The organism is Neptunomonas qingdaonensis (assembly GCF_900113275.1).
Lineage (GTDB): Bacteria > Pseudomonadota > Gammaproteobacteria > Pseudomonadales > Balneatricaceae > Neptunomonas > Neptunomonas qingdaonensis.
In genome coordinates this window covers 328,686-342,583 of sequence record NZ_FOOU01000002.1, presented here as the reverse complement: position 1 = coordinate 342,583, position 13,898 = coordinate 328,686, and the positions used below count along the sequence as shown (strand labels likewise).

The following is a 13,898-nucleotide window of genomic DNA, read 5'->3' as shown; positions in this document are numbered from 1 at the left end:
AATCGACTTTGACATGCTAGAGGCCGGCGATTCGAACTCACCTTTTCTTATCAAATTAATAGTGTTAATTCAGTAGCTTAATAGCTGAATCTTATGATTCGTTTTTTTGTTTGATTCTAGCTTGAATAATAAGGTTAATTTGTCAGTGTCCTCATGGATTATGCAGAGTATAAAGATTGTATAGGCTTATTCAGGATTTCATCTCAGGGCCTTGGCTATGGAGATTTAATGGTAAGACCAGTTAGTGTAAATACCTGCTGTTGCTTTTGAATAGGCGTTATTGTTATTTAGTAAGCTTTCAATCATTATTTGTATTAGATTAAAAGTCATATTGAGAAGTTGGGTAAATACCTGAACTGACTTATAACAAAATAAGAATAGCGACATCTTCGTTGACAAGGGCGGGTAAATGTCTCAAACAATTAGTAATACTGATCGAACGCAATCTAATGCAATTGATTGCCTGAATATCTCCGAAAAGAAAGTAGGGCTATTTGTTACCTGCTTAGTCAATACAATGCGCCCCTCTATAGGCTTCGCTTCAATAACATTACTTGAGCAAGCCGGGTGCAATGTTGAGGTTCCAGAACTCCAGTCTTGTTGTGGACAGCCCGCCTTTAATTCAGGTGATGATGAAGGGACACGTCAGATTGCCTATCAAACGATTAAGCAATTTGAAAATTTTGATTACGTGGTTGTCCCTTCCGGGTCATGTGCAGCAATGATCAAAAAGAATTTTGTCGAAGTCTTTAAAGATCAGCCAGAATGGCTCGCAAGGGCGCAGCATTTGGCAGATATAACGCATGAGCTCCTTTCCTTTCTGGTCGATGTTTGTAACTTCGAACCCACAGGTATTGAGCTTGAGGGATCATATACTTATCACGATAGCTGCTCAGGATATCGTTCTCTTCATGTTTATGAACAGCCCAGAAAGATGTTGTCAAAAGTGAAAGGGTTAGAGCATAACCCTCTTAATGGTCATGCCGAATGCTGCGGTTTTGGTGGAACATTTTGTGTGAAATACTCGAATATTTCTAATGAGATCGTCGCCGAAAAAATCGAAAATGTATTAGCTACTGAAGCAGATTACCTGCTCGGTGGTGATATGGGCTGCTTAATGAATATGGCGGGTAAGCTCAATCGGGAAGGGCACAAGGAAATAAAGGCATTGCATACCGCTGAAGTTCTGGCTGGTTTAGCGCCACAGCTTTCAGGAGGCAAAGATGCAAGTTAATAAGCCTGAAGATTTTTACAAGAACGTTAGCAAGGCTTTAGCGCAGCCTGATTTGAAAATGATTATTCGGCGCACGACTGATAAAGCCGAAAAGAAGCGTGCCGAAGCGATTGCTAACTTCCCCGAGTTTGAAAATGCACGTATGCAGGGGCAAAAAGTCAAAGATCATACGATTAAGTATATGGATCATTATTTGGCTGAGTTTGAGAAAAATGCGTTGGCTCAAGGAGCGATTGTTCACTGGGCGAGTACAGGTGAAGAAGCGACTAAGATTGTTCTGGATATTTGTCGTCAGCACAAGGCTAAAAAAGTCACCCGAAGTAAGTCTATGCTGGGTGAAGAAATTGGCTTAACACATGCTTTTGATAATTCAGAAATCGAACGAATCGAAACGGATCTGGCAGAACATATCATTCAGCTTGCGGGTGATCCCCCTTCTCATATTGTCTGGCCAGCGATGCACCGCAGTAGAGAAGATGTCGTCAAGCTCTTTAGGGAGTTTCACCTAGATCCAACCTATTCCGAAGAGATTACTGATCTTGTCAGAAGTGCCCGTCGGGATCTTCGTACTAAATTCTTAACGTCAGATATAGGTATCAGTGGTTCTAACTTTTTGCTGGCTGATAGTGGTTCAACGTGCACAGTCACCAATGAAGGTAACGCTGAACTCACGATAACGCCGCCTAAAGTTCATATAGTGACAGCAGGCATTGAAAAGTTAGTCCCGTCAATGGCTCATGCTGTGCCTTTACTGCGATTGTTGACCCGCTCGGCTACCGGGGCAGAAATCACACAATACATCACCTTCCATAACGGGCCTAAAAGGGCTAATGATGCAGACGGGCCTGAAGAATGCCATATTGTCCTGGTCGATAATGGGCGTACCAAAATGTTAGCTGATGGCATGGAGGAGATGTTGCGTTGCATCCGTTGCGGAGCATGCATGAATCACTGTGTGGTATACAAACATATTGGTGGTCATGCATATGGCTCAGTTTATCCCGGGCCGATGGGGTCGGTTCTGACGCCTCATTTAGACAGCCTTGAAGTGGCCAACAAACAGACTCATGCCTGCACACTCAATGGGCGCTGTGAAGAGGTTTGTCCGGTTAATATCCCACTCCCTAAATTAATACGCTCGCTGCGAGCACGCTCCTGGCAGAAGAAATATGAACCGTTAACCAACCGTTTTATTGTCCAAGCTTTTGCCGCGTTGGCTAAAAGGCCAAGGGTGTTTCAATTGTTTTGTTCTTGCGGAGTTGTCTTTATGAAGCTGTTCAGCCGTCAGGGGTGGATTAAATATATGCCACTGACGTCGGGTTGGACCCGTAACCGTGATTTGATTGAACCAGAATCAAAAACGTTTATGCAGCAATATAGAAAGATGAAAAAAGCCAAAAGTGATGGTGTATAAATAATGAATAATCAAAAAAGTGATATGAGCAGAGCCAGTATTTTTAGTGCGATTAAAAATGCGACACCAACCATCACAAAGGATGCAGAGACCATTCAGCAAGAAGCTCTTGAAATCCTAAAAGAAAGTGAGTTCGCCCGACCAAAGCTTTCATCTGACGATGCAACTGAAGCATTAGTGCTTCGCATTGAAGCGGGTTTGGTTATCGGCACTAGCTGTGAAAAGATTTCTGCACTTGATGACTTGCCCGCTTCGGTCAATCAATTTCTGGGTAAATATTCTTTACCTCAAGAGCTTAAAGTACAGGGTATCGATAGATTGCAAAAGCTGAATTGGCAGGGTATCTCTACGGATATAGATATTCAAAAAGATAACACGGTTGGTTTATGCTGGGCCGAGTACGGTATTGCAGAAACGGGGTCGTTTGTTGTTCACTCAAGCACAGAAATGCCCATCCTGCTGAACTTTTTACCCTTGTACCTTATTGCCGTTATTCCAAAATCAAAAATACTCCACTATATGGATGACTATGCCCTGATAGCAAATGAGATTGCTAAAAAGGGAGAGACGCCGCGAAATATGTGTCTGATATCGGGTGTGAGTGGCACAACCGATATAGAAGGGGTGTTAGTTCAGGGAGCTCATGGGCCTGAAATTTTGCATATTATTATTCTCGAGGATCAGTGAAAATTGATTAGGTCCAGACGAATAAAATGATAAGTTGGCCGCATTGATGACCGGGGAAATTCCAAGAAGGACAGGTTTTGGTCTCTGCCCCTTGTGCGAGCGCGAAACCTTTCTCACTTTTCATCACTTGATCCCAAAGAAAATGCATCGTCGTACGTTTTTCAAAAAACACTACAGCAAATCTGAACTTGCTGCGGGTATTAATATCTGTCGACAATGCCACACCGGCCTGCATAAACGCTTTACCGAAATGGAGCTGGCTAAACAACTCAACAACCTCAGCGCTATGCAAAATCAACCTGGGTTGGTGGATTATTTTAAATGGGTTAGCAAACAAAAAGTCCAATGAATACGCGCCTGAATCAGAATAAAGGCTGTATATAAAAACAGTTATTTAGTATGCTCGTCTTTAAGATGATGACGTTTACATAGAGCATACTGACATTGCGATCTTTACCTACATTCTACTATTTGAGCCATTTCCATGAATTTTTAAAATTTGTGATGGGTCCGTGTGAGGTGTTGTTAAGTAGTGCTGATAAACAATTCATCCACGACTTCATGGGGCTATCGAAATCACAACAATGCCTGATTGTTCGTTTTATTAACCGTAAATCTATATTTGTAAAGCCGACGTCTTATACCTACGAAGAGGTTGAAGATATTTCTGCTAATTTTAAATTTTTATTCCAACAAAGATGGTTTAAGCCCCTCGAATCAAGCAAAGTAAGTACGTTTATTGAACACCTCACCAAAGGTGAGATCATTCAAATTATCGACGAATTGAATGAAACTGGTTTTACTGAAAAGCCCGCCTTGGTATATAAAAAATCACAAGCTAAATCGATATTAGTCACCTGTATTTTAGAGTCATCTAAGCTAGACGCAGTCGTCTCAAGTAGCGTTGCACAGTCTTATTGGCAAGGCAATTTTGAAACACATATTAGCTACTTCCTTTATTTGTACTTTGGCAATTTCCGCTCCACATTGAATCAATTTTCCATGCGCGACCTGGGCGTTATGCGTACCCGAAAGGAGCAAGCACAGGTAATGGCACGATTCGCTGACATTGACAGCGCGAAATCAGCATTTGATTTGCACTCTCTATACAATGAATTACGGGCACAGCGTCATCCGCTGAATCGCTCGCTTATTCTAAATAATCTTGAAAGTTTACCTCGCCCGATAGGCGCTAAAGCTAATGAGCTGGACGCTAAAGTAAAATTTTTATTGGCTTGCGAGCTGCTCAAAGAAGATGCAATTCATGCCATTGATGTTTTAAAAACAATTAACACGGGCGTTGCGCAAGAAAAATGGGCACGCGAGGCTTATAAACTAGGTTTAACAGACGAAGTAGAAACCGAACTCAATCGTATGATCGACGCACCCTTGTCTGAGGATTTACTGGCCTTTGCTGAAGACTTTTTGGCGCGTAAATATCATAAAAAGCGTACCAGCGTACTCACCGATATGTTGCGTGAAAACAGCCAAACTCTGCTCATTGATGAAATGCATAAAGGCGCGGTTGAGCGGGGAGTCGTCGCCTATTATGAGCAACGGGAGTGCAAAGCCTATCGCACCGAAAATGAAATTTGGCGAGCGTTATTTGGCTTATATTTCTGGCATGAAATATACGAGCTAGAGGGGTTAGGCTTAACTAATGAGTTTGAGCATGTGCCGTCATCACTTAAAACGAATCAGTTTTATGAGCTCGCCTCAGTCCATATTGACATGCGGCTTAACAGCACGGATTCGAAAGCGAAATTGATTCAACAGCTCTCTCTGTCGGCAGCAACATACTATGGCCAGAGCAATATTATATTCAGATGGCGCAAAAATATATTAGAGCGCCTTATTTTGCTTATTAATCACAGTAATCTGGACGCACTGTTATCACTACTGAAAGCCATGACTCAGGACTGGAAAAATTTGAGCGATGGATTTCCCGATTTAATGCTGATTGAAAATGAAAGGCTGCGTTTTGAAGAAGTAAAATCAGAAGGTGATCAACTGCGTCGCAATCAACTCCTCAGCATTCAAAAACTTCAGAGCTTAGGCTTTGATGTACGCATTACTAATGTGAATTGGACGATCGACCCAATGCAGCCTTATGCGGTTGTCGATATAGAGACAACCGGCGGCAGGGCGCAACATCATCGTATTACCGAGGTAGGTATTGTTAAAATGATTGGCGGCGAAGTCGTGGCGCAGTGGCAATCTTTAATTAATCCCCAGCGACGCATCCCACAAAATATCACAGCACTCACGGGTATTAATAACAACATGGTCGCTGATGCACCATTATTCGCTGAAGTAGCAGATGCTATCGATGAGTTCACTAACGGATGTGTATTTGTCGCCCACAATGTTAATTTCGATTATGGCTTCATAAAAGAAGAGTTTACTCGTTTAGAGCGGCATTACCGTCGACCAAAACTTTGTACGGTACGAGAGATGCGAAAATACTATAAAGGCTTGCCCTCTTATTCTTTGGCAAACCTTACGAGGCATTTTGGCATTGATATGCAGCGTCATCATCGCGCAATGTCAGATGCTATTGCTGCGGGTGAATTGTTAAACATGGTGAACGAAAAACGACTTAACAATAATAAAAGCTGACCATAACAGTAAATGTTGATCCAATTCACTTAGGGAAACGTACAAAATTAATGCTAATTGATTCGCTCTGAGGAAAGTCTATGCAACAGACTAAATTTTGCATCAAGGATATTAAGTCGCAACCCACCAGGGTAGATATGCTGACAGTCTATTCTTATGAGATGAACGTTTACCTTGTTAAACTTAGCGTAGGTGATAGCACCGGCTGGGTATATGAGGGCAACAGTCCCAAGCGTTTTACCAGCTCGCAGCAGATCCGGGATGTATTTGAGGGCCTGAATATATTGGCTTCACAAATGCTACACGAATCGCCATATGATGAGATGATCGGTAATCCAGCGTCTGCACAAAGCACAAGTACGTTACCTTTTTCTATGAAACAGCCATACTGATTAAGGTATTGAAAAGTGAGCGTGGCATGATCATCGTATCGGGTGCTGAAATTGAAAACGGTGTGGTTACGGTTACGCAAGGTTCAGTTGGCAGTTTCGGCATTTTTGGCCGCAACAGCAAAGCCATAGTTAGTATGGCTTCTTGCTCATAAAAAGTTGCTATGGATTAGCGAGAAGTCCGACTCATTCACAGAGAGCTCTCTCATAATACTTATCGGGTAAGCAATGATTAAACTACAGAATCTCTGTATGAACTATAAGCTTGAGCAGGCGCAATTGAGTGTATTAAATGACGCTCAACTAAGCATTGAAGAAGGCGAGACGCTGGCAATAGTCGGCCCGTCCGGATCGGGTAAAACAACCTTGCTGACTTTGCTTGCAGGTCTGGAGCAGCCATCTTCTGGCGATATCATGCTGGATGGGGTTAAGTTCAATAAGTTAGATGCAGATGCCTTAGCTGATATTCGTCGCGACCAGCTAGGTATTATCTTTCAGTCTTTTCATTTAGTTCAGAGTCTTACTGCTCTGGGCAATGTCGCACTCCCACTAGAAATTGCAGGAAAGAAAAACGCCTATCAACTCGCCCGTAAAATGCTGGATAGGGTTGGTCTGGCTGAACGTGAAAAGCACTATCCTGCGCAGTTATCTGGTGGAGAACAGCAACGCGTGGCTATTGCGAGAGCATTAGTACACAAACCAAAATTGGTACTTGCAGATGAACCAACAGGAAACCTTGATGTAGTCACCGGTGCAAGCATCATCGAACTGTTGTTTTCTCTTAACAAGGACACAGGCTCAACTCTGCTATTGGTTACCCATGATGATGAAGTTGCACGGCGCTGCCAACGCATCGTGCGTCTTCAAAGCGGCAAGTTAGTTGAGGACCAGGATCATGCGCTTTCTGTTTGATTTTGCATGCAGAGACCTTCGTTCGAGTGGTCAGTCATTGTGGGTGTTTTTCGCCTGCCTGGTGTTGGGAGTAACCCTGTTATCAGCCACGGGTGGTCTGTATCGTTTGGTAAACCTTAGTTTGCTTGCTGATACTCGTGTAATTATGGGTGGAGATTTGCAGGTGATTACTAACCAGCCATTAACCGAGGAAGCACTGAACTGGATCAAAGCTAATGGTGTGGTTTCAATGGTCACTGAAGTAGATAGCATGCTTGGAACCGAAAGCGATCGTTTTTTGCGAATTGAATTGCAAACTATGGATGCGCAGTACCCTCTGTACGGTGGCTTAGTGTTGGAGCCATCCAGACCACTTTCGCAGATCACAGCGTTTACTGATGATCAATGGGGCGTTGCCATTGATCCAACGCTGGCAAATCGACTCGACATTAAGGTTGGCGATAACGTAACTGTCGGCGCGCTAAAAATGAAAGTGAGGGCGCTTGTACTCAAACAACCTGATAGAAGCCTGAATGCTGACTGGCGGGGAACGCCCGTTTTGTTGAGTGCTGAGGCGCTGCAGGCATCGGGTCTAATCCAGCCCGGCAGTCGGATAGATTATGAATACCGTTTGCGTACTGATCAGTCAGCAGAAACATGGAGAAAAAATTTTTATGCTGCATTTCCGGACGACACCTGGCAAGTAAGAACGTTTAATGATCGTAGCCAACGTCTTTCAGAGCGTTTAGGTCAGATTGCTTCAGGGTTGCTGATTATAGGCTTCAGCACTTTGTTTATTGGCGGACTGGGTGTGTTTAACAGTATACAAGCCTATCTGCAGGGTAAATTGAAAACTATCGCTACGCTACGCGCACTTGGATTGCGCAACCGCCGTCTTGCTATTGTTTATCTTTTGCAAATCGCGATTCTTGCCGGAGCGGCTAGCTTGTCGGGTGTCTTGATCGGTAGTGGACTGACGTTAGTCGGTGCTTCGGTTGTGACGTCCCAGATCCCAATAAGTATTAACTTCGGCGACCTGTTTTATCCAGGCATTATCGCTTTCTCTTTCGGCTTATTGACAGCCTATAGTTTCGCTTTACCCGCACTAGGTAAGGCACTCGCTACAGACCCGGCATCACTTTTTCGTGGCCTGGCGCAGAAAGGCATGCCGCTGCCCCGTAAATGGTGGTTAGCAACTTTAGCGTGCGCTACATTAATCGTTGCCATGATTCTGCTTGTGCTGCCAGATACCGTGTTTGCGGTTGGTTTTGTCATAGTGATAGCTGCACTATTGTTGATTCTTGATTTAGTCGTGCGAGGTATTAGGCGCTGGGCACGGTTAATGGAACATCACCCGTTGATGAGAGGACGCTTGGCGTTGAAGCTGGCGCTGGCTAACTTACACCGACCGGGTAATGATTTGCGAACGTCGTTAATCTCATTAGGTTCTGCCTTAACCCTTTTAGTGGCTTGTACTTTAATAGTCGTTTCGTTGTTACGTACGCTAAACGATACCATTCCAGAACAATCTCCCGGTCTTGTGTTATACGATCTCTTAAACGATCAGGTTGACGTGGTAGTTGATGCTATTGAGGATTTTCCAGGTGTGAAAAAAGTTGAGATAGCACCGTTAGTCAGAGGCCGCATTAAGGCGTTAAACGGTCGTGAGCTAAGTGACGTTAATCAGCTAAATGAAAATCAACGGCGTGACAGTTCTCAGGAACGTTACAAGCTGAGTTATTTATCCAATAACATCGATGATGTCACTATCGTCGATGGTGCATGGTGGTCAGAACCTGTTAGCGGATTGCCCAAACTCGCGTTTGAGGATCGCGAAGCCAAAAAGCTCGGTTTACGCGTGGGCGATCTGGTCTCTTTTGCACTCCAGGGAAGCAGTTTTGACGCAGAGATTGCCGCAATTTACAGTCAAAAGGGCATGCAAACCCGGTTTTGGTTTGAAGGCATTCTTTCAAAGGAGGCTCTGGATCCATTTATCACAAGACATGTTGGCGCCGTATATGTCGATGACGAGCAAGCAATAGCGGCACAAAACCGTATTGCCATGATTGCGCCCAACGTTATCACGGTACGCACTGCTTCACTATTGGAGGTAGCCCGTCAAGTTCTGGGTAAGGCTGGCTCCGGGCTTGCTGTGGTAGCGAGTGTCAGCCTGTTGGCGAGTCTACTGGTTTTAATAAGCGTTATGGCTGCGGGTAGAAGCCGGCAAATATATGAAGCCACTATCTTACATAGCCTTGGTGTGAGAATGGCAACCATCAGGCGTAGCCTGCAATTGGAATATATGCTGCTTGCTCTTATCTCCTCAGTGTTTGCGGTCTTACTCGGCTCTGCCATAGCATTACCTTTACTTGAGTTTCGCCTTAAATTACCCTCTGCAGATTTGGTTTGGTTAGGAGCAATCGTAGCAATAGCGGTAAGTACTTTAGCGCTTGGTTCTGGCGCAACCTATCTGTTGCATCGACTGCGATTGAAGCCGGCTATATTGTTGCGCAGTTCCCATTAACTGTTTTTTCTATCTTATCAGGACAAGCCAAAGACGCCTTTAGCGTAGACTATTCGTCTGCGACTCTCAGCTTCGCTGTAATAAAGTCTGTGTGTGACACATGGATCAGATCGGCAATCCTGCGTACAAAATGTTCTTCGTAATGATGCAGTTCGCCATCTGCATAGGCAACTCGCCATAGGTTTTCGATCAATATTACCTTTTCCTCAGGTGTGCAGCTGTTGTTAATCTGCGATGTAAAGCGGAAATAATCGGTCGCGTTGTGCTGTGCTTTTTCAGCATGTTTAAGCAGTTCCTCCGCCGCCGTCTGATCTAGGGAAAAGCGCTTCTTTAACAGTGCGAGTATGGTTGCTTGTTCTTCCGGTTTACGTTCATAGTCTGATAGTAGTGCCTCTATCATCAGGGCAGCAGAAGCGACAGAAAGCAAAGTGTGTGGTTCTCTGTCTGGTTCGCTATCGAAGGCTATAAAGGTTTCCAGGTAAGCTTTCAGCTTTGTCATCATGTTTTTGGTTCTCCATTAAAACGGGTAGACATGTAATAGCGTGAATTTGTTCCCGTCTGCAGGAATGCTTGCCTCTTATCTGTGGGATTTTGAAAATTTGTTCCCGTCTGCAGGAATGCTTGCCTCTTATCTGTGGGATTTTGAAAATTTGTTAGCGGATAGCCCGGTTAGCGTTAGATAAGTTTGCGTTAGATATGTGATCGATATTAAGCGCTGCCATTGAAGCTGTGATGATGCTGTCGCACAGTAAACGCTGAGTCCCCAAAGCGATTTTCAAATGAGAATCGCTTTGGGGTTGAGCTTATCGGAAGCCGCGAATAGCTAGTTAGATTTGCATATGCGGCAGGTCGTCAGGAATGATCAAGGTGGCATCCGTCAGGCTAATAACCTCCTCGAGTGTGCATCCTGGGCCTAGTTCTTTGAGTAGTAAGCCATTTTTAGTAGGTTGAATGACGGCCTTTTCCGTTACGATCAGGTCGACTCTGCGGTCGGCTGTCATTGGAAATGCTAACGATGCGACGACTTTTGCCTTGCCTTTGGCATTATGAGTCATGGCGACAATAACGCGTTTGGCACCTGTCACCAGATCCATTGCGCCACCCATGCCGGGGACCATTTTTCCGGGGATAATCCAGTTTGCCAAGTGGCCTTGTTCATCCACCTGAAGTCCGCCCAATATGGTCATGTCCAGATGTCCGCCACGAATCAGACCAAAGGAAAAAGCGCTATCAAACGCCGCAGCGCCAGGCAATACGCCAATAAAGCTACCGCCGGCATCGGTTAAGGAGGGGTTCTCCATTCCTTCAGGGAAACCGCCGACACCAATCACGCCGTTTTCGGATTGAAAGAATACGCTGGCTGCCTGGTCTACATATTGAGCTACCATAGTCGGTAGGCCAATTCCTAAATTAACTAAAGAACCAGGTAAAATTTCTTGTGCGATTCGCCGGGCTATAATCTCTTTATCGTTCATGCTTTGGCCTCGCTCTTCACAATCATATCAACCAGCACGCCGGGTGTGTGTACGTCGTCAGGAGGGATACAGCCGACAGGGAGCATCTCTTCAACTTCGACGATGACATGTTCTGCAGCCATGGCCATCAGAGGGTTGAAGTTCTGTGCGGTGAGACGATATCTTAGATTGCCGAAGTAGTCGGATTGTTGTGCTTTAATTAATGCAAAATCAGCTTTTAACGGACGTTCTAGCAGGAAGCTTTGACCATCGACTTCTATGAGTTGTTTTCCGTCTGCAGCAAGCGTGTTAACCCCCGTAGGTGTCAATACGCCGCCTAAACCGTATCCCCCTGCACGTACTCTTTCTGCTAACGTTCCTTGGGGTGATAGTTCTACTTCCAGCTCCCCTGCAATCATCTGCCGTTGGGTTTCCGGATTGGTACCAATATGGGATACGATCACTTTATTAACCGAGTGGGCATCAATTAACAGGCCAATGGCCATGCCTTTCTGAGCCGTGTCATTAGCAATGACGCACAGGGATTTTTTACCCTGACGAACCAATTCTTTGATGAGATTGAGTGGCGAGCCGACACCCATAAAGCCACCAATCATGATAGTTGAGCCATCGGGTATCAGGGCGATGGCTTCAGTAACGGAAAGAGGATGTTTCAATGTGAACCTTCCTTTAGCAACGTTATGAAATTGATTTATCTAAGCATAATAGACGCTAGCAAGCCTCATTAATGTGTTTTGTATCAGTATTATGAAAGGATTAATTTTTCGATAGTACTCATAAAATATAGGACTAAATGGGTTTATAAAAGACTGTAGTGCAGTTAAGTCTGCTTGTTTTCGTTAAAATATCGCATCCAATATGACTTCAGAGCTTAGCAATGACACCGGAACGTAAACAGAAACTGATTTCTACCCTTGAGCGGCGTCAGCCTGATCTTCATTTGATCACTGATCAGGTACATAAGCCGAGAAACCTGGCGGCTCTTATTCGTACCTGTGATGCTGTGGGTATTCCTTATGTGCATACCGTAACACCCAAAACAGGTTATATATTCAAGGGCACGGCAAAAGGCAGTGACCGCTGGGTTAAAACGATCAGCCATGAGAGTTGTCAGCAGGCGATACAGCAGGTGAAGTCGCAAGGGTTAAAAGTGTATGCAGCGCATTTCTCTGATCGTGCTGTGGACTATCGGGATGTGGATTACACCATCCCCTGCGCGATTCTGATGGGTTCGGAAAAGGAAGGGGTTAGTGATGCGGCAGCCGGGTTGGCGGACCAGCATATTCTGATCCCTATGATGGGCATGGTGGGTTCGTTAAATGTTTCCACGGCGGCCGGTATTATCATGGTAGAAGCGCAAAATCAGCGTATGAAAGCCGGTTTGTATGATGAATCACGTCTCGATCCTGACGAATTTACAGATACCCTGTTTGAGTGGAGTTTCCCTGATATGGCAGACTTTTGTCATAAAAAAGGGCTGGCGTACCCCCCGTTGAATGATGATTTAGAGATGCAGGATTCCGCTGCCTGGTACCAGGCGTTTCGCGATGGTACGGCGATTAAACGCGATTGGTAAGTTTGATCCCGGTTCTTAAGAGAGTGCATAAGGGCGCTGATTAGAGAGTTAGTTAGGGAGTTGATAGAGGAATAGAGCATTAAGTTAAAGAGCTACTGCGTTGCCTTCCCAGAAGAGAAATCTGCTCTTTAAGCCACACTAGCCCGGGATCATTATCGAACAGAGGGTGGTGGATAGTCGTCATTTCAACACCCGGCATTCCTTCAGGCGGTGTGACGACACGCACGGCCAGCATCTGGCTGAACAGGTTCGCCATATGAGAGGGAAGCGTGATGATGGCGGATGTCTGCGCGACGATGCGTGCGGCAGCCATATAGTTAACGGTGCGCACAATCGATTGGCGCGATAGCTGCTGGGTGCTCAGCCAGTTATCGATACTACTGGAATGGTCGCCAGTCAGATCTGAGAATACTGCATGCGGCAGATTAATATATTCCTGAATTGATAAGCTTTTACCTACCTCAGTATTAGCGACACCCGCCAGACAGACTAGCTGCTCGGTTATCCAATGCTCAGCAATCAGATGAGCCGGTATTTTTTTTGAAGCGTCCATGCCGACAACCAGGTCCACCTGACGGTTTTCCAGCTTGGAGGATGATGCATCTTCACTGATCATCTCTATCTGTAACCTGACATGCGGAGCAATCGTCTGCAGATGACTTACCAGATCAGGAAAAACCACTGATTCAAAATAGTCGGTGCTGGCAATGCTGAAAGTGCGCTGGCTGCTGCTCGCTTTAAAAAGCTCAGTGGGCTTGAGCGTAAGCTCGATGAGCTGCAACGCTTTGCGTATCTCGGGCAGCATTTCCAGTGCTCGTGGTGTGGGTTGTAAGCCGTTTTCGGTTCTGACTAGCAATGGGTCGTTCAGGTACTGGCGTAAACGGTTGAGTGCATGGCTCATTGCCGACTGGCTGAGAAATACTTTTTCGGCGGCACGGCTAACATGGCACTCGCTGATCAGTGCTTCGAAGATAATTAACAGGTTTAAATCAAACTGACGCAGTGATTTCATTTATGTCGTTCGTTTTATTAAGTATTAATCCTATACATTTATATATTATAACTATGCATTTAACTAATGATTCTTCA

At 44.9% G+C, this 13,898-nt stretch carries 14 protein-coding genes; 9 read left to right on the top strand and 5 right to left on the bottom strand.

The features are described from left to right. The first annotated feature begins 409 nt into the window (after positions 1-409). The 3 genes from BM099_RS04505 to BM099_RS04495 are packed head-to-tail and all read left to right on the top strand — an operon-like array spanning position 410 to position 3,335. Positions 410-1,234, top strand: a complete 825-nt coding sequence (locus BM099_RS04505; RefSeq protein WP_090724992.1) for a (Fe-S)-binding protein — start codon at positions 410-412, stop codon at positions 1,232-1,234. Next, the gene (locus BM099_RS04500; protein WP_090724989.1) at positions 1,224-2,648 is read left to right on the top strand and encodes a lactate utilization protein B; all 1,425 of its coding nucleotides are present in this window, start codon (positions 1,224-1,226) and stop codon (positions 2,646-2,648) included. The genes BM099_RS04505 and BM099_RS04500 overlap by 11 nt, the downstream gene beginning before the upstream one ends. A 3-nt stretch (positions 2,649-2,651) precedes the next feature. Beyond that, positions 2,652-3,335: a LutC/YkgG family protein gene (locus BM099_RS04495; protein ID WP_090724986.1), complete on the top strand. Its 684-nt coding sequence runs from the start codon at positions 2,652-2,654 to the stop codon at positions 3,333-3,335. 7 nt (positions 3,336-3,342) lie between these two features. Here BM099_RS04495 and BM099_RS20390 read toward each other — a convergent pair whose 3' ends face one another. Next, on the bottom strand, positions 3,343-3,681 hold the full coding sequence (locus tag BM099_RS20390) for a hypothetical protein (protein WP_177201082.1): 339 nt from the start codon (positions 3,679-3,681) through the stop codon (positions 3,343-3,345). Between the two features lie 98 nt (positions 3,682-3,779). Between BM099_RS20390 and BM099_RS04485 the strand changes: the two genes are divergently transcribed. The 5 genes from BM099_RS04485 to BM099_RS04470 all read left to right on the top strand — a co-directional run bounded on the left by BM099_RS04485 (position 3,780) and on the right by BM099_RS04470 (position 9,758). Further along, positions 3,780-5,954, top strand: coding sequence for an exonuclease domain-containing protein (locus BM099_RS04485; protein ID WP_332311445.1), 2,175 nt, complete (start codon positions 3,780-3,782; stop codon positions 5,952-5,954). Positions 5,955-6,034: 80 nt separating this feature from the next. After that, on the top strand, positions 6,035-6,346 hold the full coding sequence (locus BM099_RS04480; RefSeq protein WP_090724979.1) for a DUF6482 family protein: 312 nt from the start codon (positions 6,035-6,037) through the stop codon (positions 6,344-6,346). Between the two features lie 26 nt (positions 6,347-6,372). Beyond that, positions 6,373-6,498, top strand: a complete 126-nt coding sequence (locus BM099_RS20765; protein ID WP_269750458.1) for a hypothetical protein — start codon at positions 6,373-6,375, stop codon at positions 6,496-6,498. A 97-nt stretch (positions 6,499-6,595) separates the two neighbouring features. Further along, positions 6,596-7,255 (top strand): ABC transporter ATP-binding protein, encoded by a 660-nt coding sequence (locus BM099_RS04475; protein ID WP_232348861.1) that lies wholly within the window; start codon positions 6,596-6,598, stop codon positions 7,253-7,255. Then, positions 7,239-9,758 (top strand): ABC transporter permease, encoded by a 2,520-nt coding sequence (locus tag BM099_RS04470; RefSeq protein WP_090724973.1) that lies wholly within the window; start codon positions 7,239-7,241, stop codon positions 9,756-9,758. Before BM099_RS04475 ends, BM099_RS04470 begins: the two co-directional genes overlap by 17 nt. Positions 9,759-9,807: 49 nt before the next feature. On the opposite strand, the gene BM099_RS04465 is transcribed toward BM099_RS04470, so the two are convergent. The 3 genes from BM099_RS04465 to BM099_RS04455 form a co-directional block, all read right to left on the bottom strand. Next, positions 9,808-10,260, bottom strand: coding sequence for a tellurite resistance TerB family protein (locus BM099_RS04465; protein WP_090724970.1), 453 nt, complete (start codon positions 10,258-10,260; stop codon positions 9,808-9,810). A gap of 325 nt (positions 10,261-10,585) precedes the next feature. After that, positions 10,586-11,233, bottom strand: coding sequence for a 3-oxoacid CoA-transferase subunit B (locus tag BM099_RS04460; protein WP_090724967.1), 648 nt, complete (start codon positions 11,231-11,233; stop codon positions 10,586-10,588). Further along, positions 11,230-11,889 (bottom strand): CoA transferase subunit A, encoded by a 660-nt coding sequence (locus BM099_RS04455; protein WP_090724964.1) that lies wholly within the window; start codon positions 11,887-11,889, stop codon positions 11,230-11,232. The genes BM099_RS04460 and BM099_RS04455 overlap by 4 nt, the downstream gene beginning before the upstream one ends. Before the next feature lie 221 nt (positions 11,890-12,110). Here BM099_RS04455 and trmH point away from each other — a divergent pair, with 221 nt between their 5' ends. After that, positions 12,111-12,809, top strand: a complete 699-nt coding sequence (trmH, locus tag BM099_RS04450; protein ID WP_090724961.1) for a tRNA (guanosine(18)-2'-O)-methyltransferase TrmH — start codon at positions 12,111-12,113, stop codon at positions 12,807-12,809. Between the two features lie 79 nt (positions 12,810-12,888). On the opposite strand, the gene BM099_RS04445 is transcribed toward trmH, so the two are convergent. Beyond that, on the bottom strand, positions 12,889-13,821 hold the full coding sequence (locus BM099_RS04445; protein ID WP_090724958.1) for a LysR family transcriptional regulator: 933 nt from the start codon (positions 13,819-13,821) through the stop codon (positions 12,889-12,891). Positions 13,822-13,898: the final 77 nt, after the last annotated feature.

Bases quoted from the DNA above. Each gene is read 5' to 3' on its own strand.
- BM099_RS04505 (WP_090724992.1), top strand. From the start codon at position 410: ATGTCTCAAACAATTAGTAATACTGATCGAACGCAATCTAATGCAATT.
- BM099_RS04500 (WP_090724989.1), top strand. From the start codon at position 1,224: ATGCAAGTTAATAAGCCTGAAGATTTTTACAAGAACGTTAGCAAGGCT.
- BM099_RS04495 (WP_090724986.1), top strand. From the start codon at position 2,652: ATGAATAATCAAAAAAGTGATATGAGCAGAGCCAGTATTTTTAGTGCG.
- BM099_RS04480 (WP_090724979.1), top strand. From the start codon at position 6,035: ATGCAACAGACTAAATTTTGCATCAAGGATATTAAGTCGCAACCCACC.
- BM099_RS20765 (WP_269750458.1), top strand. From the start codon at position 6,373: ATGATCATCGTATCGGGTGCTGAAATTGAAAACGGTGTGGTTACGGTT.
- BM099_RS04475 (WP_232348861.1), top strand. From the start codon at position 6,596: ATGAACTATAAGCTTGAGCAGGCGCAATTGAGTGTATTAAATGACGCT.
- BM099_RS04470 (WP_090724973.1), top strand. From the start codon at position 7,239: ATGCGCTTTCTGTTTGATTTTGCATGCAGAGACCTTCGTTCGAGTGGT.
- BM099_RS04465 (WP_090724970.1), bottom strand. From the start codon at position 10,260: ATGATGACAAAGCTGAAAGCTTACCTGGAAACCTTTATAGCCTTCGAT.
- BM099_RS04460 (WP_090724967.1), bottom strand. From the start codon at position 11,233: ATGAACGATAAAGAGATTATAGCCCGGCGAATCGCACAAGAAATTTTA.
- trmH (WP_090724961.1), top strand. From the start codon at position 12,111: ATGACACCGGAACGTAAACAGAAACTGATTTCTACCCTTGAGCGGCGT.
- BM099_RS04445 (WP_090724958.1), bottom strand. From the start codon at position 13,821: ATGAAATCACTGCGTCAGTTTGATTTAAACCTGTTAATTATCTTCGAA.